The following is a 21421-nucleotide window of genomic DNA, read 5'->3' as shown; positions in this document are numbered from 1 at the left end:
TCGCTGATCGGCAGCGCCCAGTTGATATTGCCGTACCACTTGCGGAAGTGGTCTTCCACGCGCGAGTAGTACACGCTGCTGCTGAGGCTATCGGTAATGGCGTAGGTGCCACCGAAGACGTTGGCCTCGGTCAGGTTCAAGCTGTCGTGGTAGGTCTGGGCCTGTGCGTTCAGCGCGGTGAAGTGACCGGCATGCAGGGTCAGGCCTTTGATTTCGTTGCTGGTGATCAGGCCACCTTCGGCAACTTCCGGCAGCAGGCGGCTGTCGTCGGTGGCAAATACTGGCAGCGCGGTGAACTGGTCGCCGAATTTGAACACGGTGTCGGAAACGCGCAGTTTTACCGCACCACCGCCTTCGGAGTAATCATCTTGCGAGCGGCCGTCGGAGCCGGTCGGGAACAGGCCGGTGCCGGCGCGGCCGCGGCCGCTGTCCAGTTTGAGGCCGAGCATGCCGATGGCATCGATACCAAAGCCTACGGTGCCCTGGGTGAAGCCCGACTCGAAGGTGCCGAGGAAGCCAAGGCCGGTTTCTTCAACGCGGCTCTGGGTGCCGGGCGCGTTGTTGCGGAAGTCACGGCTGAAGTACAGCATGCGGGTCTTGACGTTCAGCTTGCTGTCTTCGATGAAACCCTTGGACTCGTCCTGGGAAGAGGCCAAAGCCAACTGCGAGGTCCCTGCCGCAACGGCCAGGGCGATCATGCTCCACTTCATCACGCGCATCGTGATTTGCTCCTTTGGTTTTTTAGGAAGAGTACCGCTGCGTCCATGTGTTTTAGTTATATGGTGCAGCTCTTTCTTGTTATGTCGGCGAAAATGTATAGCACGCTGACTGTTGTTGGCGATATGGCTATAAGCACTCTTTACGGAACTTTTTTGCCATGTCGCTTTTAGGTAGTTCCATGTCGCAAACCACGCCCCGGTTGAGGGGTCGTACAACCCCAGCGCTGTTTCCGTGACCGTAACAAACCTGTAACTACAGGATCTGTCTGAGGAAACTCCCTGGTGACCAATGCCGCTGTTGTTATTTGTCGCGTACACCTGCCCTTGCAGATGCCGTGCCGACTTGGCGTGAAGGGAATGCAACAAGTGTGCTCAAAATTCGCAACACTTCATGAAATTTTCACAAAACCCAATACCGGGGGTCGGAAAGTCCCGTAAACACGGGGCGATGGCTGTCTGATGGTGTGCCGGAGTCGAGAATCATTAAAATTTAAAAAGCTGTCATGAAAGTCAATGTGTTACCGCAACTAGTTAATCCAGAGTGGTTTGTGGGGTGGCAAGTGTGGTGAAGGGTGGCCGGGGGCCTCATTTTGGTGCGAAAAGTAGCGCTGTGTTACCGCGAACGTGCAGGGTATCCTTGCCAGCCTGTTTTCCGCTTGAAGCGGGTTGGCTTTGCTTAAGGAGATATGCCGTGTTCGTCCTCGATTCGCGTTTGCAGCAGGATTCGCTGGTGCTGGGAGAGTTTGCCTTGTGCCAGCTGCTGCTGAGCAAGGATGCCAACTACCCATGGTTCATCCTGGTGCCCAAACGTGCCGACATCAGTGAACTGTTCGAGCTCGATGCGGCGCAACAACAGCAGTTGTGGCAGGAAACCACCCTGCTGGCCGAAGCGTTGAAGGCCAGTTACGCAGCCGACAAGATGAACGTGGCCACGCTGGGCAATGTTGTCAGTCAGTTGCACATGCATGTGATTGTTCGCCAGCGTGACGACGCCGCCTGGCCAGCACCGGTATGGGGCAAGTGCCCACCAGTGGCCTACACCGATGAGCAGTTGCAAGCCGTTCGTCAGCGCTTGCGGGGGCTGAAGCTTGCCGGTTTCGAGGAGGCCTGAGATGTCGCTGGAAATGCGTATGGTCGAGCTGGAAACCCGTCAGGCGTTCCAGGATGACACCATCCAGGCGCTGAACGATGTGGTGGTCGAGCAGGGGCGTGTGATTGATCGGCTGCAGTTGCAAGTGGCCGAGCTGATCAAGCGCCATGCAGAAATGGTCAGCCAGTACGGCAGCGAAGGGGACGAGGCGCCACCGCCTCATTACTGATTGCTCAAGCCGTTGCGCCGGTATCGCTGATGCGCTACCGGCGCTGAGGCGGGGTCAGCGGCGTGTTACCGCCACCACATCCTCGGCCTGCAGTCCCTTGTCGCGGTGCATCACCGAAAACTCCACGCGCTGGCCTTCGACCAGGATGCGATGGCCTTCGCCGCGAATGGCACGAAAGTGCACGAAGATGTCATCGCCCGAGTCGCGGGAGATGAAGCCGAAGCCTTTCGACGTGTTGAACCACTTGACGGTACCGGTATCCCGGTTGCCGGCCTCTTGCGCCGCGTGCTGGCTGTGCCGCGCCTTGCGCGGGCTGCGGGCAAAGCCCACGGCCAGGTGCAGGGCCACGGCCAGCGTCGCGCAGACCAGTGCTGCAAGGTTGCCCATTTCCGGGCGCGCCAGCAGCGTCAGCGTCTGCAGCACCACCGCTACCACCAGCAGGGCGCAGGCCAGGTGCTGCAGTTGTTGCCGCGCACCGCGGTAGTACAGTGGCACCACCGGGGCCAGGATCAGGTTGAGCAGGCCGAGCAGGGTCAGGTAGACCGCGTCCGGTTGCTGCAGGAAGGGTGTCGCATCGGTTTTCAGGCTGGGTATGAGCGATAGCAGCAAGGCTGCCACGCCCGTCACCAGATGGACGATCTTGAACATGGGGTTGGCTCACAGTTGATAAGGCCGATCACAGGAAGAGCTGGCAGCACGGTGCGCATGAGGTGTAAAGCGCGAACACGTGGCAGGCCAGCCTATGCACCCGGCAATGACAGTCCGCACGGGTGGCACCGTGCCTATTTAACAGCAAAGCCTCAGGCTACTCAAACCGCAGGCCATGCCAGCCGATGTGTTGCGCCATGTCATGGGCGGGGTCGGCCAAGTATTGCTACAGTGGACGGCGCCCGCTTGAGTCTCAAGCCTTATGGAAAGGGGAACTTCATGGCAATCGATATCGGTATCAGCGAAGAAGATCGCAAGTCCATCGTCGATGGGCTGTCGCGCCTGTTGTCGGATACCTACGTGCTGTATCTGAAAACCCATAACTTTCACTGGAACGTTACCGGCCCGTCGTTCCGCACCCTGCACCTGATGTTCGAAGAGCAGTACAACGAACTGGCACTGGCGGTCGACTCGATCGCCGAGCGCATCCGGGCTCTGGGCTTCCCGGCGCCAGGGTCGTATGCATTCTATGCGCGCCACTCGTCCATCAAGGAGGAGGAAGGCGTACCCCCGGCCGACGAGATGATCCGCCAGCTGGTCCAGGGCCAGGAAGCCGTGGTGCGCACCGCGCGCAGTATCTTCCCGGTGGTGGACAAGGTCAGTGACGAGCCTACTGCCGACCTGCTGACCCAGCGCATGCAGGTTCACGAAAAGACCGCATGGATGCTGCGTGTGTTGCTCGACGGCAAGTAATTGCCCCAGGGCCAGGGGCCCGGTCGCGCATTCCCGACCGGGCATTACATAGTCCGCAGGAAGATTTTGCCGCTGTTTTGAGCTCGCCCTTCAGCGCTTCATAGGCCGCCTGGTACCTGTGACGAGGAAGTGTGGCGCATGATGCAAGCGAGCAAACGTGTGGCTAACCAGGGGCGTTGGCCAGGAAAACAGTGTATTGATCCGTTCAAGGCGGATTTCGACATGTTGCAAACCCAGCCGGTGTCACGTTCGGTGCGGCTCAACGGGTTTTCCACCTGTCTGCGCCTGGAGGCTGTCTACTGGGGTATTCTCGAGCGCATCGCCGCCGCCAATCGCTGCTCGGTCAGTGCGGTGTTGTCCTACGTGGACCGTGAAGTGCACCTGCGCCAGGGTGGGGTGCGCAACTTCAGCGGGCTGATCCGGGTAATCTGCGTTGCCTGGCTGCAGGATCCACCAAATTTGCGCTGATCGCCGGGCGGGCTGCGCAGTGCCGGTTAACCATATATAATCCCGCTTTTTGCTGCCCCGGCAGCCAGCGTTGTGGTTGACGAGAGACACCCATGCCCCTTTATGACTATCAATGTGCGTCCTGCGAGCACCGTATGGAAGCGCTGCAGAAAATCAGCGCCGCGCCACTGACCGATTGCCCGGCCTGCCAGGCGCCGGCCCTGAAGAAGCTGCTGTCGGTGCCGGGCTTCCGCCTGAGCGGTAATGGTTGGTATGAAACCGACTTCAAGACCGGGGCGAAAAAGAATCTTGCAGGCGGCGACAAGGCCGACTGAGTTGAATGCTGTGACCGGGTCTTGCAGTATTAGCCCTCCGGGCGGCCAAGGCCTCCACCGAATACACGAATCACGAGAAGCGAAACCACCATCATGATGCGCAGCCATTATTGCGGCCAACTGAACGAGAGCCTGGACGGCCAGGAAGTCACCCTTTGCGGCTGGGTCCATCGTCGCCGCGACCACGGCGGGGTGATCTTCCTCGACATCCGTGACCGCGAAGGCATGGCCCAGGTCGTGTTCGACCCGGATCGCGCCGAAACCTTCGCTGCTGCCGACCGCGTGCGCAGCGAATACGTCGTGCAGATCACCGGCAAGGTGCGCAAGCGCCCTGAAGGTGCGGTGAACGCCAACATGGCCTCCGGTGGCATCGAGATCCTCGGCTACCAGCTGAACGTGCTGAACGAAGCTGAAACCCCGCCGTTCCCGCTGAACGAATATTCCGACGTCGGCGAAGAAACCCGCCTGCGTTACCGCTTCATCGACCTGCGTCGCCCGGAAATGGCCGACAAGCTGCGCCTGCGTTCGCGCATCACCAGCAGCATCCGTCGCTTCCTCGACGAAAACGGCTTCCTTGACGTCGAGACGCCGATCCTGACCCGTGCCACGCCGGAAGGCGCGCGTGACTACCTGGTACCAAGCCGTACCCACGCCGGTAGCTTCTTCGCCCTGCCGCAGTCGCCCCAGCTGTTCAAGCAGCTGCTGATGGTTGCCGGTTTCGACCGTTACTACCAGATCGCCAAGTGCTTCCGTGACGAAGACTTGCGTGCCGACCGCCAGCCGGAATTCACCCAGATCGACATCGAGACCAGCTTCCTCGATGAAAGCGAGATCATGGGCCTGACCGAAAGCATGATCCGCAAGCTGTTCAAGGAAGTGCTGGACCTGGAATTCGGCGAATTCCCGCACATGACCTTCGAAGAAGCCATGCGCCGCTACGGTTCCGACAAGCCGGACCTGCGTAACCCGCTGGAGCTGGTCGACGTTGCCGACCAGTTGAAAGACGTCGACTTCAAGGTGTTCGCCGGCCCTGCCAACGATCCTAAATGCCGCGTTACCGCCCTGCGCCTGCCAGGCGGTGCCAGCATGCCGCGCAGCAAGATCGACGAGTACACCAAGTTTGTCGGCATCTACGGTGCGCGTGGCCTGGCCTACATCAAGGTCAACGAGCGCGCCAAGGGCGTCGAGGGCTTGCAGTCGCCGATCGTCAAGAACATCCCCGAGGCCAACCTCAACACCATCCTTGACCGCGTTGGCGCCGTTGACGGCGACATCGTGTTCTTCGGTGCCGACAAGTTCAAGGTGGTCAGCGAAGCCCTGGGCGCGCTGCGTATCCGCCTGGGCCACGACTTCGAGCTGCTGACCTGCGAGTGGGCACCGATGTGGGTCGTCGACTTCCCGATGTTCGAAGAGAACGAAGACGGCAGCTTCACTGCACTGCACCACCCGTTCACCGCACCGAAGTGCTCGCCGGAAGAGCTCGAGGCCAACCCGGCCACGGCGCTGTCGCGTGCCTATGACATGGTGCTGAACGGTACCGAGCTGGGTGGCGGTTCGATCCGTATCCACCGTAAAGAAATGCAACAGGCGGTGTTCCGCCTGCTGGGCATCGAGGCAGAGGAACAGGAAGAGAAGTTCGGCTTCTTGCTCGACGCCCTGAAGTTCGGTGCACCGCCCCACGGTGGCCTGGCCTTCGGCCTGGACCGCCTGGTCATGCTGATGACCGGCGCCCAGTCGATCCGTGAAGTGATTGCCTTCCCGAAAACCCAGAGCGCCGCGTGCGTCATGACCCAGGCCCCTGGCCTGGTCGATGCCAAGGCCCTGCGCGAGCTGCACATCCGACTGCGCGAACAGACCAAGGTCGAGTAAGCTGTCCCCGGGCGCATCCACATGGATGCGCCTTTGCGTTTCGGCGCAGGTTTTTGTCCGTCCCGCCCCGTACAGGGGCGGGGCTGTTTGTGATTCAAAGGATTCGGAGTCGTTATGGCTGGTCATTCCAAGTGGGCGAACATCAAGCACCGCAAAGAGCGCCAGGATGCCAAGAGAGGCAAGGTCTTCACCAAGTGGATCCGCGAGCTGACGGTTGCTGCCAAGCAGGGCGGTGCCGACCCTGCATCCAACCCGCGCCTGCGTCTGGCGCTGGACAAGGCTCTGGGCGCCAACATGAGTCGCGATATCATTGATCGCGCCGTGGCCCGTGGTGCCGGCACCAACGAAAGCGACAACGTCGAAGAGCTCAGCTACGAGGGTTACGGCCCGGGTGGCGTGGCGATCATGGTCGAGGCCATGACCGACAACCGCAACCGTACCGCCGCCGCCGTGCGTCATGCCTTCACCAAATGTGGCGGCAACCTCGGTACCGATGGCTCGGTGGCCTACCTGTTCGAGCGCAAGGGGCAGATCAGCTTTGCTCCGGGGGTGGACGAGGACGCGTTGATGGAAGCGGCGATGGAGGCCGATGCCGACGACGTGGTGGCCAACGAAGATGGCTCGTTCGACGTATTCACCTCGTTCAACAGCTTCTACGCCGTGCGCAATGCCCTGGAAGAAGCGGGTTTCAAGGCCGCTGACGCAGAAATCGTCATGCAGCCGACCACTAGCGCCGAACTCGACCAGGATGGCGCAGAAAAGGTGCTCAAGCTGATCGACATGCTCGAAGACCTGGACGACGTGCAGAACGTCTACTCCAATGCCCAGATTTCCGATGAGATCATGGAAAACCTCGGCTAAGGTGTCCTGAGTTTTCGGGGTAGATCGCTATTTTGGGGCTGCTGTGCAGCCCATCGCCGGCAAGCCAGCTCCCACAGGTACAGTGCATTTCTTAACCCCTGCACTGTACCTGTGGGAGCTGGCTTGCCGGTGATGGGCCGCGCAGCGGCCCCAATAATGTTAAAACATGTGTTTAGTACGACAGGCGCTATGACTCTGATTCTTGGTATCGACCCCGGCTCACGCATCACCGGTTATGGCGTGGTACGCCAGACTGCCCGTGGTTGCGAGTACGTGGCGTCGGGCTGTATCCGCACCGGCAGCGGCGAGCTGCACGAGCGGCTGCAGATCGTTTTTCGTGGCGTCAGTGAAGTCATTGCCCAGCACGGCCCGGTGACCATGGGCATCGAGCGGGTGTTCATGGCTCGCAATGCCGACTCGGCGCTCAAGCTTGGCCAGGCCCGTGGCGCAGCCATTGTTGCCGCCGCCGAGGCGGGCCTGGAAATCGCCGAATACAGCGCCACCCAGGTCAAGCAGGCCGTGGCCGGCACCGGCGGGGCCAACAAGGATCAGGTAATGATGATGGTCATGCACCTGCTGAAGCTGACGCAAAAGCCTCAGATCGACGCCTCCGACGCCCTGGCCATCGCATTGTGCCATGCCCATACGCGCTCCAGCCTGGTGCCGCACGGGCTGGCCACGGCGCGCCGGCGTGGCGGGCGCTTGCGTCTGTAAACGCTTCATGCGCAGATACACAATTTATCCGGGTGATGCGTTTGCCCGCTGCTTTTGCTGATAGGGTTGAGCGGTCTTTGACCGGCTCCCCGTGAGGAAGGACTGGAACGTGATTGGACGTTTGCGCGGCACCCTGGCGGAAAAACAGCCACCGCACCTGATTATCGACGTAAACGGCGTCGGCTATGAGCTGGAAGTGCCGATGACCACCCTGTACCGCTTGCCCAAGGTTGGCGAGCCGGTAACCGTGCATACCCACCAAGTGGTGCGCGAGGATGCCCACCTGCTTTACGGCTTTGCCGAGAAGCGCGAGCGTGAGCTGTTCCGCGAGCTCATCCGCCTCAACGGCGTGGGGCCGAAGCTGGCCCTGGCGCTGATGTCCGGGCTGGAAGTGGACGAGCTGGTGCGCTGCGTGCAGGCCCAGGACACCTCGGTGCTGGTGCGCGTACCCGGCGTCGGCAAGAAAACCGCCGAACGCCTGCTGGTCGAGCTCAAGGATCGCTTCAAGGCCTGGGAAACCTCCCCGGCCATGTTCACCCTGGTGTCCGACGGGCCGTTGCCGGTCGCCAGCGAGTCCAGCGCCGAGGCGGATGCCGTCAGTGCCCTGGTCTCGCTGGGCTACAAGCCCCAGGAAGCCAGCAAGGCAATCGCCGCGATCAAGGACAAGGCCGGCCTGGGCAGTGAAGAGCTGATCCGCCGCAGCCTGAAAGGGATGATTACCAAGTGATCGAAGCCGACCGCCTGATCGCCGCCAGTGGCCGCGACCGTGAAGAAGTCCAGGACCGTGCGATACGCCCGCTGCGGCTGGACGAATACATCGGCCAGCCAGTGGTGCGCGAGCAGATGGCGCTGTTCATCCAGGCCGCCCGCGGTCGCAGCGAGTCGCTCGATCACACGCTGATCTTCGGCCCGCCCGGTCTGGGCAAGACCACCCTGGCCAACATCATCGCCCACGAAATGGGCGTGTCGGTCAAAAGCACCTCCGGGCCGATCCTCGAGCGCCCGGGCGACCTGGCGGCCATGCTGACCAACCTCGAACCGCACGATGTGCTGTTCATCGACGAAATCCACCGGTTGTCGCCGGTCGTCGAAGAGGTGTTGTACCCGGCCATGGAAGACTTCCAGCTCGACATCATGATCGGCGAAGGGCCGGCGGCCCGGTCGATCAAGCTCGACCTGCCACCATTCACTTTGGTCGGGGCCACCACCCGGGCCGGCATGCTGACCAACCCGCTGCGCGACCGTTTCGGGATCGTCCAGCGCCTGGAGTTCTACAGCGACAAGGACCTGGCCACCATCGTCAGCCGTTCGGCCAGCATTCTTGGCCTGGTCATCGAAGACCTTGGCGCCTATGAAATCGCCCGACGTGCCCGTGGCACCCCGCGTATCGCCAACCGCCTGCTGCGACGTGTGCGTGACTACGCCGAGGTGCGTGGCAAGGGCGAGATCACCAAGGCGGTGGCCGACATGGCGCTCAACCTGCTGGACGTCGACGAGCGCGGCTTCGACCATTCCGACCGGCGCCTGCTGCTGACCATGATCGAGAAGTTCGACGGCGGCCCGGTAGGCGTGGACAACCTGGCTGCGGCCATCAGCGAAGAGCGCCACACCATCGAGGACGTGCTCGAGCCCTACCTCATCCAGCAAGGCTATATCATGCGCACGCCCCGGGGCCGAGTGGTCACCCGGCACGCCTACCTGCACTTTGGCCTGAATATTCCCGGGCGCCTGGGGGAGGGTGGTGATTTTTCCCAGCCAGGCGATGAATGACAGATCAAAACCGACTTTTCGTGGTCCTACCGCTGGCATGCCGAGGGTGCGCTGGCAATAAGACATTAATGAAGAAAAAACAGTTGCCACAGCGGATTGGCAAGCCGAGGAGTAAGCACTAGAGTATGCGCGCGCAAAATGGCCTGGAACCGTTCGCACACCGTTGTCGCGTCTATTACGAAGATACCGATGCCGGTGGCGTGGTGTATTACGTCAACTACCTGAAATTCATGGAGCGCGCGCGCACCGAACGCCTGCGGCAGCTGGGGTTTTCCCAGTCGCAACTGGCCGACGACAACCTGTTGTTCGTGGTCCACTCCAGCGAGGCGCGCTACCACGCGCCGGCGCGGCTGGACGACGAATTGCGGGTGACGGCGCAAGTACTTGAACTCAATCGCGCCAGCCTGCGTTTCGTGCAGCAGGTCTGGCGGGAAAAGGATGAAACGCTGCTCTGCGAAGGGCAGTTCCTGGTGGCCGCGGTGCGCGCCGACACTTTCAAACCCCGAGCCATACCCCCCCAGCTGCGCCACGCCTTTGCGGCGGACGGCTCGGGTAATCAATCGAATGCAGGAGAATAAGCGTGGAAGCTAACGTCGTCGACCATACCTCCATGTGGAGTCTGGTCAGCAATGCCAGCGTGGTGGTACAGCTGGTAATGCTGATCCTTGTGGCCGCCTCGGTCACTTCATGGATCATGATCTTCCAGCGCAGCACCATGCTGCGCGCCGGTCGTCGTGCGCTGGATGCCTTCGAGGAGCGCTTCTGGTCGGGTATCGACCTGTCCAAGCTGTACCGCCAGGCAGGCAGCAACCCAGACCCGGATTCCGGCGTGGAGCAGGTCTTCCGTGCCGGTTTCAAGGAGTTTTCGCGCCTGCGTCAACAGCCGGGCGTCGACCCTGACGCGGTCATGGAAGGCGTTGGCCGTGCCATGCGCGTAGCCATCTCGCGCGAGGAAGAAAAACTCGAGCAGAGCCTGCCGTTCCTGGCCACTGTCGGTTCCACCAGCCCGTACATCGGCCTGTTCGGTACCGTGTGGGGCATCATGAACTCCTTCCGCGGCCTGGCCAGCGCCCAGCAGGCCACCCTGGCCACTGTTGCCCCGGGTATCGCCGAAGCGCTGATTGCCACCGCCATCGGCCTGTTCGCGGCAATCCCGGCCGTCATCGCCTACAACCGGTTTGCCGCGCGCAGCGAAGTGCTGATCGGTCGTTACTACACCTTCGCCGACGAGTTCCAGGCGATCCTGCACCGTAAAGTGCACACCAGCGAAGAGTAATCAGGTAGAAGCCCATGGCCCGAGTTCGCCACAAACGCAAGCCCGTCGCCGAGATGAACGTGGTGCCCTACATCGACGTGATGCTGGTGCTGCTGGTCATCTTCATGGTGACTGCGCCCATGCTCAACCAGGGCGTGAAGGTCGACCTGCCCAAGGTTTCCAGTGAAGCCTTGCCGCAGGACAACAACGTCCAGATCCTCACCATCTCGATCAAGGCCGACAAGACCTACTACTGGAACCTCGGCAGCGAAGTCGACACCGACAAGCAGATGGACAAGGCCATGACCTTGCCCGACATGACCAACGCAGTGACCAAGATCATTGCTGCCGGCCGTGACCAGGGCAAGCAGACCCAGGTCTTCATTCGTGGCGACAAGGCTGTCGACTACGGCGCCGTGATGGGCGCCATGGGCGGGTTGCAGAAGGCCGGTGTCGGTAACGTTGGCCTGATTACCGAGGCGCCCTGATGCAACAGCGAGAGCCATCCGCCTCGGAAAGCTACTTCTGGCCCAGTGTCTGGGCCATCGGCCTGCATGTGCTGGTGTTCGCCATGCTGTTCGTCAGTTTTGCCATGACCCCTGAACTGCCGCCGTCCAAGCCGATTGTTCAAGCTACCCTGTACCAGCTCAAGTCCAAGAGCCAGGCGACTACCCAGACCAATCAGAAGATTGCCGGGGAAGCGAAGAAAACCGCTTCGCGCCAGACCGAAGTCGAGCAGCTGGAACAGAAAAAGGTTGAGCAGGAGGCCGTGAAGGCCGCGGAACAAAAGAAGGCCGACGCAGCTCAAAAGGCCGAAGAGGCTCGAGAAGCCGCCGAAGCGAAAAAAGCCGAGGACGCCGCCAAGGCCGCCGACGCCGCCAAGGCTGCAGAGGCCAAGAAAACCGCCGAAGCCAAGAAGGCCGACGAAGCGAAGAAAGCCGCCGAGAAACAGCAGGCCGACATCGCCAAGAAGAAGGCCGAGGACGAAGCCAAGAAGCAAGCCGAAGAAGAGGCCAAGAAATCGGCCGCTGAAGAGGCGAAGAAGCAAGCTGCCGAGGATGCCAAGAAAAAGGCAGCCGAAGAGGCCAAGAAAAAAGCAGCCGAGGACGCCAAGAAAAAAGCGGCGGCCGAGGATGCGAAGAAGAAGGCAGCTGAAGAGGCCAAGAAGAAGGCCGCTGCAGATGCCCAGAAGAAGAAGGCACAGGAAGCGGCTCGCAAGGCGGCAGAAGACAAGAAAGCCCAGGCCCTGGCCGAGCTGTTGTCCGACACTACCGAGCGCCAGCAGGCCCTGGCCGACGAGCAGGGTGACCAGGTGGCCGGCGACTTCGACGACTTGATCCGTATGCGCGCGGCCGAGGGTTGGGCGCGTCCGCCTTCCGCGCGCAAGGGCATGACGGTGACCCTGCAGGTCAGCATGTTGCCGGACGGCACCATCACCAGTGTCAGCGTGTCCCGTTCCAGTGGGGACGGCCCGTATGACAGTTCGGCGGTGGCTGCGGTGAAGAACATTGGTCGTCTGACCGAGATGCAGGGTATGAAGCCGAGCGATTTCAACCGTTATCGCTCGTTCAAGATGACATTTACACCTGAGGATCTAGCGTTGTGATTAAACGTCTGAGAGGACTGCTGGTCATGCTCTGCTGCGTGGCAGGCATGGCGGTGGCAGAGGAAAAGAACATCCTGGTCACCAGCGGCAGCGACCGGGCCACACCCATTGCGGTAGTGCCGTTCGGCCTGCAGGGCGGCAGCGTGCTGCCCGAGGACATGGCTGACATCATCAGCAACGACCTGCGCAATTCCGGCTATTACTCGCCGATCCCGAAGCAGAACATGATCAGCCAGCCGTCGCAGGCCAGCGAAGTCATCTTCCGTGACTGGAAAGCGCTGGGTGCCCAGTACGTGATGGTCGGCAGCATCGTGCCGTCGGGCGGTCGCCTGCAGGTGCAGTACGCGCTGTTCAACGTCGCCACCGAGCAGCAAGTGCTGACCGGCAGCGTGGCCGGCAGCACCGACCAGTTGCGCGACATGGCGCACTACATTGCCGATCAGTCGTTCGAGAAGCTCACCGGCATCAAGGGTGCGTTCTCCACCCGTATGCTGTACGTGACGGCCGAGCGTTTTTCCACCAACAACACCCGCTACACCCTGCAGCGTTCGGACTACGACGGTGCGCGTGCGGTGACCCTGCTGCAGTCGCGTGAGCCGATCCTGTCGCCGCGCTTTGCGCCGGATGGCAAGCGTATCGCCTATGTTTCGTTCGAGCAGAAGCGCCCGCGCATCTTCGTGCAGAACATCGATACCGGCCGCCGCGAGCAGGTGACCAACTTCGAAGGCCTGAACGGCGCGCCAGCCTGGTCGCCAGACGGTTCGCGCCTGGCGTTCGTGCTGTCCAAGGACGGCAACCCGGACATCTACGTGATGAACGTGGCGTCGCGCCAGATCAGCCGTGTTACTGCAGGCCCGGGTATCAATACCGAGCCGTTCTGGGGCAAGGATGGCAACACCCTGTACTTCACCTCCGACCGTGGCGGCAAGCCGCAAATCTACAAGCAGTCGGTTAGCGGTGGCGGTGCAGAACGTGTCACCTTCGTTGGTAACTACAACGCCAACCCGAAACTTTCCGCAGATGAGAAGACCTTGGTGATGATCCATCGCCAACAGGGTTTCACCAACTTCAAAGTCGCGGCACAAGACTTGCAACGTGGAAGTGTAAAGATTCTCTCGGAAACAAGTCTTGACGAGTCTCCCACTGTTGCGCCAAACGGCACCATGCTAATCTACGCCACCCGCCAGCAGGGCCGGGGAGTCTTGATGCTCGTGTCGCTTAATGGCCGCGTGAGGCTCCCACTTCCTACCGCTCAAGGCGAAGTCAGAGAACCGTCCTGGTCCCCTTACCTGAACTGATTGCGGCGTAATACGTTTTGCTTAACACACTGGGGTTTCATTAGGAGTTTCACGATGGAAATGCTGAAGTTTGGTAAATTCGCTGCGCTGGCTCTGGCCATGGCTGTAGCTGTAGGTTGCTCCTCGAAGGGCGGCGACAACGCTGGTGAAGGCGCTGCTGTCGATCCGAACGCTGGCTACGGTGCAAACACCGGCGCCGTTGACGGTTCCCTGAGCGAAGAAGCCGCCCTGCGCGCAATCACCACCTTCTACTTCGAATACGACAGCTCGGACCTGAAGCCAGAAGCCATGCGCGCTCTGGACGTTCACGCCAAGGACCTGAAGTCCAACGGCAACCGTGTTGTTCTGGAAGGCAACACCGACGAGCGCGGCACCCGCGAGTACAACATGGCTCTGGGTGAGCGTCGTGCCAAGGCCGTTCAGCGCTACCTGGTTCTGCAGGGCGTTTCCCCTGCTCAGCTGGAACTGGTCTCCTACGGTGAAGAGCGTCCTGTTGCCACTGGCAACGACGAGCAATCCTGGGCTCAGAACCGCCGCGTAGAACTGCGTAAGTAAGTTCTTATGCGTATGTGCCGCCGTGTAGTAACCGTCCTCGCACTCAGCCTGCCGCTTGCGGCCTGGGCTGAGATCCCTGTAGTAGATGACAACGCTGGCAGTTATCCGCCTGCGGGTTATGGCACGAGCGGCGCCTATGCCGGGGCAGGGGCTTCGGCCCCTGCCTCTGCACAGGGCCAGCTGTTCATGCAGCTGCAACAGATGCAGGACCAGCTTTCCCGCCAGCAAGGCATCATCGAAGAGCTGCAAAACGATGTGTCGCGCATGAAGCAGGAAAACCTGGAGCGATACCAGGACCTGGACCGTCGCATCAACAGTGGCGCCGCACCTGCCGCGACCCCTGACAATTCCTCCGGTGGTGGTGCTTCCAATGCCGCCCCGGGTGCAGCAGCCGGTGCTGCTGCGCAACAACCGGCCGCCAGTAGCGAGCCCGGTGATCCGGCGAAGGAAAAGCTCTACTACGATGCTGCTTTCGACCTGATCAAGCAGAAGGACTTCGACAAGGCCAGCCAGGCGTTCAACGCCTTCCTGCGCAAGTACCCCAACAGCCAGTACGCCGGCAATGCCCAGTACTGGTTGGGTGAGGTGAACCTGGCCAAGGGTGATCTGCCAGGGGCCAGCCAGGCGTTTGCCCAGGTCAGCCAGAAGTACCCGAAGCACAGCAAGGTGCCAGATTCGCTGTACAAGCTGGCCGACGTCGAGCGCCGCATGGGCCACACCGACAAGGTCAAGGGCATCCTGCAGCAGGTCATCACCCAGTACCCCGGCACCTCTGCCGCGCAACTGGCGCAACGCGACCTGCAAAAGCTCTAAGTTGTACTGTTGGTAAGAAACCCGCGCTTGTCGCGGGTTTTTTCGTTAGAATCAGTGCCCTTTTTTCGTAAACACGCTGTTGCGGATAACGCTTTGTCGAGTCCGCGGCAGTGCCTGAGGAGGCGGGCAGCCTGTTTAGCTGTCACGCCCGAGGCGATCATGCAAGACACATTACGCATCACCGAAGTCTTTTACTCGTTGCAGGGTGAAACGCGAACGGCCGGGCTGCCCACGGTATTCGTGCGCCTCACCGGTTGCCCCCTGCGCTGCCAGTACTGCGACAGTGCCTACGCGTTCAGCGGCGGCACCATTCGTACCCTCGATTCGATCCTTGAGCAGGTTGCCGGCTTCAAGCCGCGCTACGTATGCGTCACCGGTGGCGAGCCCTTGGCACAGCCCAACGCCTTGCCGTTGCTGCAGCGCCTGTGTGACGCCGGCTATGAGGTGTCGCTGGAAACCAGCGGTGCCCTGGATATATCCGGTACCGATACCCGCGTCAGCCGCGTAGTCGACCTGAAAACCCCGGGCTCCGAAGAGTCGCACCGTAACCTTTACCAGAACATCGAACACCTGACCCGTAACGATCAGGTCAAGTTCGTCATCTGTTCGCGTGAGGACTACGACTGGGCGGTATCCAAGCTGATCCAGTACAACCTGGCCGAGCGTGCCGGCGAGGTGCTGTTCTCGCCTAGCCACCACCAGGTCAACGCCAGTCACCTGGCAGACTGGATCGTTGCCGACAACCTGCCCGTACGCTTCCAGCTGCAGTTGCACAAGCTGCTGTGGAACGACGAACCCGGACGTTGATTGAGGAGCAAGAACATGACTGAGAAGCGCGCAGTAATCCTGTTGTCCGGTGGCCTGGATTCGGCCACGGTGGTCGCCATGGCCAAGGCCGAAGGCTACAGCTGCTACACCATGAGTTTCGACTACGGCCAGCGCCACCGCGCCGAGCTGAATGCTGCTGCCCGCGTTGCTCGCGACCAGGGTGTGGTCGAGCACAAGGTCATTGGCCTGAACCTGGACGGCATTGGTGGCTCGGCGTTGACCGACAGCAGCATCGACGTGCCGGAAACCCTGGGCGAAGGCATCCCGGTCACCTACGTGCCGGCGCGTAACACCGTGTTCCTGTCGCTGGCCCTGGGCTGGGCAGAAGTGCTGGAAGCCCGCGACATCTTCATTGGCGTCAATGCCGTGGACTATTCCGGTTACCCGGATTGCCGCCCCGAGTTCGTCGAAGCCTTCGAGCGCATGGCCAACCTGGCGACCAAGGCGGGTGTAGAGGGGCAGGGCTTCCGTATCCAAGCGCCGCTGCAGAACCTGAGCAAGGCGCAGATTGTGCAGGCCGGCATGGCCCGTGGTGTGGACTACAGTTTGACCGTGTCTTGCTACCAGGCCGATGACGATGGCCGTGCCTGTGGCAAATGCGACAGCTGCCGCCTGCGCGCTGACGGCTTCAAGGCCGCCGGGGTAGAGGACCCGACGCGCTATTTTTGAAAAAATTCTGATGGAGTATTGATTTTTCGTTAGAAATCAGTATTATACGCGCCATCAAATGGGTCGTTAGCTCAGTTGGTAGAGCAGTTGGCTTTTAACCAATTGGTCGTAGGTTCGAATCCTACACGACCCACCATACGCAGTACGTCAAAGCCCGCTACCAGAAATGGTCGCGGGCTTTTTCGTTTTCCTTTTTCTGTAATGCCCTCATCGCCGGCAAGCCAGCTCCCACAGGATGCATCCAGGCCAAGCCCCACGCTGTACCTGTGGGAGCTGGCTTGCCGGCGAATGGGGCGCAAAGCGCCCCCGCTTATTCAGCCCACTCCGGGTCGCCAGTAAACACCACTGTCAGCCAACGGTCCGGCCCTTCACCGCCCACCGCATCACCAATCTCGTTCCGCCAGGCATCCCACTCATCGATGGTTTTCGCGCCCATGGCCTTTGGCACGATGAAATACAGCTCGATTTCCCGCGACCGCCCGACCTTGGCCACGTAGGCACGGTAGGACTGCAGTCCGTGGCGGGCCACGAAGTCCTTGGCGACCTCATCCACGTGCAGTCTCAAGTCGCCTGGGGTGACCAGGAATATTTCCGACAGCGCTTGGCGCACCACAGACATCGGCAACGGCACGATCACCAGGCACACCAGCGCCAGCACTGCCGGGTCGATGTACGGTGACACCCATTCCAGCGACGTCCCCTGCACCGCGTAGCCAAAGCAGAAGGCGATCAACAGCGCTGCGGTGATGCTGGCCGACATCACCCAGCCCTTGACGTCCATGCGCACGAAGTCCGACTGCAGCTTGCGGTTGGCGCGGGCCTCCACAACGGCGATGGTCACGCAGGCGATCACGGTCAGCACCGCGTAGACCATGGCAATGCCGAATTCAAGATGACGGCCGCCTTGCAACAGGCTGCCGACGGCGTTGATCAGCGCGTAGATGGCCACCCCACTGAGCAGTATGCCGTTGAGTGCCAGCACCATCGGCTCCAGGTGCCAGAAGCCCATGGTGAAGCGCTCGCGCAGCTTGCGCGACATCTGCACGCTGGTGGTGTGCGAGGTGATCAGTTTGACGACCACCAGTGACAACCCGCTCATGCTCGCGTCGACCAGTGAGTAGACACCGTCGAACACAATCGAGAAAGAGCCGGAGGCGATGCCGAAGCCGATGCCGATGGTGGCGATGAACAGCGTGACGGCGATCGAGGTGCGTAGCAGGCCCTGTTCGCTGGTGATGTCGAAGAAGGTGGATCTGTTTTGGGTTTGCATAAATTGTGCTCGGTTGAATCCATGGTGCGGTATTGCCGGTCAGGGCCCCTTCGCGGGTAAACCCGCTCCTACAGGTCCGTGCAAGACCCTGTGGGAGCGGGTTTACCCGCGAAGAGGCCCCCACAGACTAGACGCGGAATTGCTCCATCAGCGCCTGCTGCTGGTTGGCCAGGCGGTTCAGGTCCTGGCTGATTTGTGCCGATTCGTCGGCCTGGCCAGCCAGCGCTTCGGTAACATCGCGAATGCCGGCCACGTTGCGGTTCACTTCCTCGGCTACCGCGCTCTGCTCTTCAGCTGCCGAGGCAATCTGCAGGTTCATGTCACTGATCACCGCCACCGCCTCGCCAATGCGCTGCAGCGCCGGCAACGCCTGCTCCATGCGCGCGGCGCTGTCCTGGGCCTGGCGCTGCCCTTCATGCATGGCCCCCACCACATCCTGGGTACCTTGCTGCAAGCCTTCGATGACCTGGCGGATCTCTTCCACCGAGACCTGGGTGCGCTGGGCGAGGCCACGCACCTCATCGGCGACCACGGCAAAGCCACGCCCGGCTTCGCCTGCGCGGGCCGCTTCGATGGCGGCATTCAGCGCCAGCAGGTTGGTTTGCTCGGCGATGGTGCGGATCACCTCCAGCACTGTCCCGATCTGCCCGCTGCGGCCTTCCAGCGCACGCGCTTCGTCCATGGCGGTGTTCATGCCGGCGGCCAGGCGGTCGATGCCCTGGCGAGTGCTGTCGATCAGTTGCAGGCCTTCCTGGCTGGCCTGGTCGGCGGCGCGTGCAGCCTGGGCTGCCTGCGAGGCGTTGTGGGCGACGTCCAGGGCGGTGGCGCTCATTTCGTTGGCCGCCGTGGCTACCTGCTCGATTTCACGATGCTGCTGCTGCATGCCATTGCTGGTCTGGCTGGCGATGGCGGCCGACTGGTCAGCGGTGTTGCGGGCTTCCTGCAGCGAGCCTTTGACCTGAGCGATGACCGGCTGCAGTTTGTCGAGAAAGCGGTTGAACCAGCCCGTGAGCTGGCCCAGTTCGTCCTGGCGGGCGTAGTCCAGGCGGCGGGTGAGGTCGCCTTCGCCGCTGGCGATGTCCTCCAGGCGCGCGGCCACGGCCAGGATCGGCCGGGTGACGCCACGTGCCGTCAGCCATACCAGCAGCAAGCCGACCACGGCAGCGCCCAGGCCGGTCAGCAGGCCGGTGAGGTTGGCACTGTGGTTGTGCGCATCCAGGCGCTGGTTAAGGGCCACTGCCGGTGCCTGCAGCACGCTTTCGGGCAGCTCGAGCAACACCTGCCACGGGGTGGCGTCAGGGATCGGCGTGAACGGGTGCGCTACACGCAGCATCCCGTCGGCTACTGCCGGGTCCATGCGCTTGCCGAGCGTGCTGTCGTCACGGCTGTTGCCAGCCAGCAGACCGGCTGCGCTGGCAATACTCACCTGTCCCTGGCCGTCGAACAGCTCGCGGCGGCCATCAAGGCTCAGCTGCTGCAGGTTGGCCAGGCCGATGTCCAGGCCGACCACGCCGACCACCTTGCCGTGCTCCAGCAGGGGCAGGGCGATGCTGGTCATCAGTACCTGGCGGCCGTTGACCTCGTCGAGGTAGGGTTCGAGCATGCAGGTTCTGGCGGTATCTTGCGGGCAAGTCAGCCAGCGGTTTCTCGCCGCGCCATTGGTACCAATGCTGGCGTCGCCGAGCATCGCTTCCGGCATGGCTTCAAGCTCCAGGGTGCCGGGCTTGGGCTGTGACCAGTACAGCGAGAAGCGCCCGCTTTCATTGCTGCCCAGGGCCTCCTGGCCGAGGTGCTGACGGTCCTGCTGGTCCAGCGCATCGGGCTGGAACACCAGGTACAGGCCGATTACATCCGGGTTGCCGGCCAGGCTGGCGCGGGCCTGGCGCGTCAGCTCGGCGCGCAGATCGCTGCCGCCACGCGCCTTGAGTACCTGCACCAGGCGGGCAAAGCCATTGCCGTACTGGTAGGCGTCCATGAAGTAGCGCTGGATACGCAGCGCCTGGGTTTCGGCATGAGCCTGCAGGCGCTGGCGCGCGCTGCTGTCGAGCATGGCGGTGTTGGCCTGGTTGACCAGAGCAGCGCTGCGTCGCGCCTGGGTCAGGGACGTGGCCACCAGCAGGGCGACAATGGCCAGCAGGCACAGGCCGGCGAGCAGGGTGATCTTCCACTGGATGGAGAGGCGGCGCAGCGACATGAGGGCTTTCCTTTTCGATCAACGGCAACGCCCGCGATCAGGCGCGGGCGTTGTTGGCGGCGTGGGTCATTCGGCGACGTAGTTGGGTGGCGCCGCGCGGAAGGCCTTGGTCAGCCAGGCCAGGTAAGCCAGCCCGACCAGTGCCCAGATGCCGCCAAACATCAGCGAGTTCGCGTTCAGGTCCAGCCATAGCGAAACAATGATGCAGAAGCCGATTGTTGGCAGTACCAGGTACTTCAACTGGTTGGCCAGGCCGCGGCGCTTGCCTTCGCGCAGGTAGCAGTGGTTGATCACCGACAGGTTGACGAAGCTGAATGCCACCAGCGCGCCGAAGTTGATGATCGACGTGGCGGTGACCAGATCGAAGAAGATCGCCGACAGCGAAATCAGGCCCACCACGGCAATGTTGAGCACCGGCGTCTTGTAGCGCGAGTGCAGGCGGGCGAACAGGCTGGCCGGGATCACGTTGTCACGGCCCATCACGTACAGCAGGCGCGACACGCTGGTTTGCGAGGCCAGGCCCGAGGCAATGGTGTTGATCACGGTGCAGGCAATGAAAATCGACTGGAACAGCTTGCCGCCAACGTACAAGGCAATTTCCGGCAGTGCTGCTTCCTGGTCGTGGAAGCGTGCCATGGTCGGGAAGTAGGCCTGGATGAAGTACGACACGGTGATGAACACCACGCCGCCGATCAGGGCGGTGAGGAAGATCGCCCGCGGGATGGTCTTGGCCGGGTCGCGGGTTTCTTCGGACAGGCAGGTGACCGCGTCGAAGCCCAGGAACGAGAAGCACAGGATGGTCGCGCCGGCAGCCAGGGCGCTCAGGTGGGTCTGGTTGTCTGCAAATGGCAGCAGGCTCCAGGTGGTGCCCAGCCCTTCACCCTGGCCCAGGCCGCGCACGCACAGGTAGATGAATACGGCGATGATCGCTACCTGTACGCCGACGAACAGCAGGTTGAAGTGGGCTACCAGGTTTACGCTGCGCATGTTGATCAGGCTGATCAGGGTGACGAAACCCACGACCCATATCCACTCCGGCACTTCCGGGAACATCGCCGAGAGGTACAGCTTGGCCAGCAGCGCATTGACCATTGGCAGCAGCAGGTAGTCCAGCAGCGACGACCAGCCGACCAGGAAGCCCACGTGGGGGTTGATTGCGCGTTGGGTGTAGGTGTACGCCGAGCCCGATTGCGGGAAGCGTTTTACCAGCGTGCCGTAGCTCACCGCAGTGAACAGGATCCCGGCCAGCGCCAGGATGTAGGCGCTGGGCACGTGGCCGGCGGTAATCCCGCTGACGATGCCGAAGGTGTCGAACACGGTCATCGGGGTCAGGTAGGCCAGACCGATGATGATGACGTGCCAGAGGCGCAGGGTTTTACGCAATTGGCCGTTGCCGGAAGCGCTGTGGTCAGGCTGCATGCTGGCATGGCTCCTGCTGCGGGGCGTGAACGGCGGGCACGGGGGATTGCGCATGCGGCAAGGGCGAGCGGGTGGGCTC

24 protein-coding genes, 1 tRNA gene and 1 pseudogene are annotated in these 21421 nt (G+C 61.8%); 20 read left to right on the top strand and 6 right to left on the bottom strand.

Features of this window, described 5'->3' with window-relative positions; genetic code table 11:
* Positions 1–719 (bottom strand): OprD family outer membrane porin (locus HP547_RS03290; RefSeq protein ID WP_172285496.1); only part of this gene is annotated, 719 nt, incomplete at its 3' end.
* A gap of 691 nt (positions 720–1410) precedes the next feature.
* Between HP547_RS03290 and HP547_RS03285 the strand changes: the two genes are divergently transcribed.
* Entirely contained in the window at positions 1411–1830 is a 420-nt protein-coding gene (locus HP547_RS03285; RefSeq protein ID WP_172285495.1) for an HIT domain-containing protein, read from the top strand.
* A gap of 1 nt (position 1831) precedes the next feature.
* A complete protein-coding gene (locus HP547_RS03280; RefSeq protein ID WP_172230859.1) occupies positions 1832–2038 on the top strand; it encodes a SlyX family protein in 207 nt (68 codons plus the stop codon).
* A 54-nt stretch (positions 2039–2092) separates the two neighbouring features.
* On the opposite strand, the gene HP547_RS29815 is transcribed toward HP547_RS03280, so the two are convergent.
* Complete coding sequence (locus HP547_RS29815; protein WP_172230856.1) at positions 2093–2686, bottom strand: cold-shock protein; 594 nt, start codon at positions 2684–2686, stop codon at positions 2093–2095.
* Between the two features lie 279 nt (positions 2687–2965).
* Here HP547_RS29815 and HP547_RS03270 point away from each other — a divergent pair, with 279 nt between their 5' ends.
* The 18 genes from HP547_RS03270 (at position 2966) to HP547_RS03185 (ending at position 16595) form a co-directional block, all read left to right on the top strand.
* On the top strand, positions 2966–3439 hold the full coding sequence (locus tag HP547_RS03270; protein WP_003254783.1) for a Dps family protein: 474 nt from the start codon (positions 2966–2968) through the stop codon (positions 3437–3439).
* 138 nt (positions 3440–3577) lie between these two features.
* The gene (locus HP547_RS03265; protein ID WP_172230853.1) at positions 3578–3907 is read left to right on the top strand and encodes a ribbon-helix-helix domain-containing protein; all 330 of its coding nucleotides are present in this window, start codon (positions 3578–3580) and stop codon (positions 3905–3907) included.
* Positions 3908–3999: 92 nt separating this feature from the next.
* Entirely contained in the window at positions 4000–4221 is a 222-nt protein-coding gene (locus HP547_RS03260; protein WP_016498320.1) for an FmdB family zinc ribbon protein, read from the top strand.
* Between the two features lie 93 nt (positions 4222–4314).
* Positions 4315–6090: an aspartate--tRNA ligase gene (aspS, locus tag HP547_RS03255; protein ID WP_172230850.1), complete on the top strand. Its 1776-nt coding sequence runs from the start codon at positions 4315–4317 to the stop codon at positions 6088–6090.
* A gap of 114 nt (positions 6091–6204) precedes the next feature.
* The gene (locus HP547_RS03250; protein WP_172230847.1) at positions 6205–6951 is read left to right on the top strand and encodes a YebC/PmpR family DNA-binding transcriptional regulator; all 747 of its coding nucleotides are present in this window, start codon (positions 6205–6207) and stop codon (positions 6949–6951) included.
* 189 nt (positions 6952–7140) lie between these two features.
* Positions 7141–7665, top strand: a complete 525-nt coding sequence (ruvC, locus tag HP547_RS03245) for a crossover junction endodeoxyribonuclease RuvC (RefSeq protein ID WP_172219363.1) — start codon at positions 7141–7143, stop codon at positions 7663–7665.
* A 109-nt stretch (positions 7666–7774) separates the two neighbouring features.
* Positions 7775–8392: a Holliday junction branch migration protein RuvA gene (ruvA, locus tag HP547_RS03240; RefSeq protein WP_172219365.1), complete on the top strand. Its 618-nt coding sequence runs from the start codon at positions 7775–7777 to the stop codon at positions 8390–8392.
* Complete coding sequence (gene ruvB, locus HP547_RS03235) at positions 8389–9435, top strand: Holliday junction branch migration DNA helicase RuvB (RefSeq protein ID WP_172219367.1); 1047 nt, start codon at positions 8389–8391, stop codon at positions 9433–9435. Before ruvA ends, ruvB begins: the two co-directional genes overlap by 4 nt.
* Before the next feature lie 125 nt (positions 9436–9560).
* Positions 9561–10013: a tol-pal system-associated acyl-CoA thioesterase gene (ybgC, locus tag HP547_RS03230; protein WP_172219369.1), complete on the top strand. Its 453-nt coding sequence runs from the start codon at positions 9561–9563 to the stop codon at positions 10011–10013.
* Positions 10014–10015: 2 nt separating this feature from the next.
* Positions 10016–10711 carry a protein TolQ gene (gene tolQ, locus HP547_RS03225; protein WP_008090219.1) on the top strand — a complete coding sequence of 232 codons (696 nt, stop codon included), beginning with the start codon at positions 10016–10018 and terminating at the stop codon, positions 10709–10711.
* A 14-nt stretch (positions 10712–10725) separates the two neighbouring features.
* The gene (gene tolR, locus HP547_RS03220) at positions 10726–11178 is read left to right on the top strand and encodes a protein TolR (protein ID WP_012273765.1); all 453 of its coding nucleotides are present in this window, start codon (positions 10726–10728) and stop codon (positions 11176–11178) included.
* Entirely contained in the window at positions 11178–12296 is a 1119-nt protein-coding gene (gene tolA / locus HP547_RS03215; protein ID WP_172219371.1) for a cell envelope integrity protein TolA, read from the top strand. The genes tolR and tolA overlap by 1 nt, the downstream gene beginning before the upstream one ends.
* Before the next feature lie 26 nt (positions 12297–12322).
* Positions 12323–13594, top strand: coding sequence for a Tol-Pal system beta propeller repeat protein TolB (gene tolB / locus HP547_RS03210; RefSeq protein ID WP_218583460.1), 1272 nt, complete (start codon positions 12323–12325; stop codon positions 13592–13594).
* Between the two features lie 54 nt (positions 13595–13648).
* Complete coding sequence (gene pal / locus HP547_RS03205; protein WP_012273762.1) at positions 13649–14149, top strand: peptidoglycan-associated lipoprotein Pal; 501 nt, start codon at positions 13649–13651, stop codon at positions 14147–14149.
* A gap of 6 nt (positions 14150–14155) precedes the next feature.
* The gene (ybgF, locus tag HP547_RS03200) at positions 14156–14962 is read left to right on the top strand and encodes a tol-pal system protein YbgF (protein WP_172219375.1); all 807 of its coding nucleotides are present in this window, start codon (positions 14156–14158) and stop codon (positions 14960–14962) included.
* Positions 14963–15121: 159 nt separating this feature from the next.
* Entirely contained in the window at positions 15122–15769 is a 648-nt protein-coding gene (queE, locus tag HP547_RS03195) for a 7-carboxy-7-deazaguanine synthase QueE (RefSeq protein WP_172219377.1), read from the top strand.
* 15 nt (positions 15770–15784) lie between these two features.
* Entirely contained in the window at positions 15785–16459 is a 675-nt protein-coding gene (queC, locus tag HP547_RS03190) for a 7-cyano-7-deazaguanine synthase QueC (RefSeq protein ID WP_172219387.1), read from the top strand.
* A gap of 60 nt (positions 16460–16519) precedes the next feature.
* Positions 16520–16595: transfer RNA gene (locus HP547_RS03185), tRNA-Lys, on the top strand.
* A gap of 174 nt (positions 16596–16769) precedes the next feature.
* On the opposite strand, the gene HP547_RS03180 is transcribed toward HP547_RS03185, so the two are convergent.
* The 4 genes and pseudogenes from HP547_RS03180 to HP547_RS03170 all read right to left on the bottom strand — a co-directional run bounded on the left by HP547_RS03180 (position 16770) and on the right by HP547_RS03170 (position 21342).
* A complete protein-coding gene (locus HP547_RS03180) occupies positions 16770–17729 on the bottom strand; it encodes a cation diffusion facilitator family transporter (RefSeq protein WP_172219389.1) in 960 nt (319 codons plus the stop codon).
* 127 nt (positions 17730–17856) lie between these two features.
* Positions 17857–18612, bottom strand: a complete 756-nt coding sequence (locus tag HP547_RS29885) for a methyl-accepting chemotaxis protein (protein ID WP_372242847.1) — start codon at positions 18610–18612, stop codon at positions 17857–17859.
* 102 nt (positions 18613–18714) lie between these two features.
* Positions 18715–19704 (bottom strand): annotated as a pseudogene (locus HP547_RS29880) (HAMP domain-containing protein); the annotation flags it as partial.
* Positions 19705–19989: 285 nt separating this feature from the next.
* Entirely contained in the window at positions 19990–21342 is a 1353-nt protein-coding gene (locus HP547_RS03170; protein ID WP_172285493.1) for an APC family permease, read from the bottom strand.
* Between the last annotated feature and the right edge of the window lie 79 nt (positions 21343–21421).

Source organism: Pseudomonas sp. CM27 (genome assembly GCF_013179515.1).
Taxonomy (GTDB): domain Bacteria; phylum Pseudomonadota; class Gammaproteobacteria; order Pseudomonadales; family Pseudomonadaceae; genus Aquipseudomonas.
The sequence above is the reverse complement of the archived record's forward strand: the minus strand, read 5'-3'. Positions and strand labels throughout refer to the sequence as shown.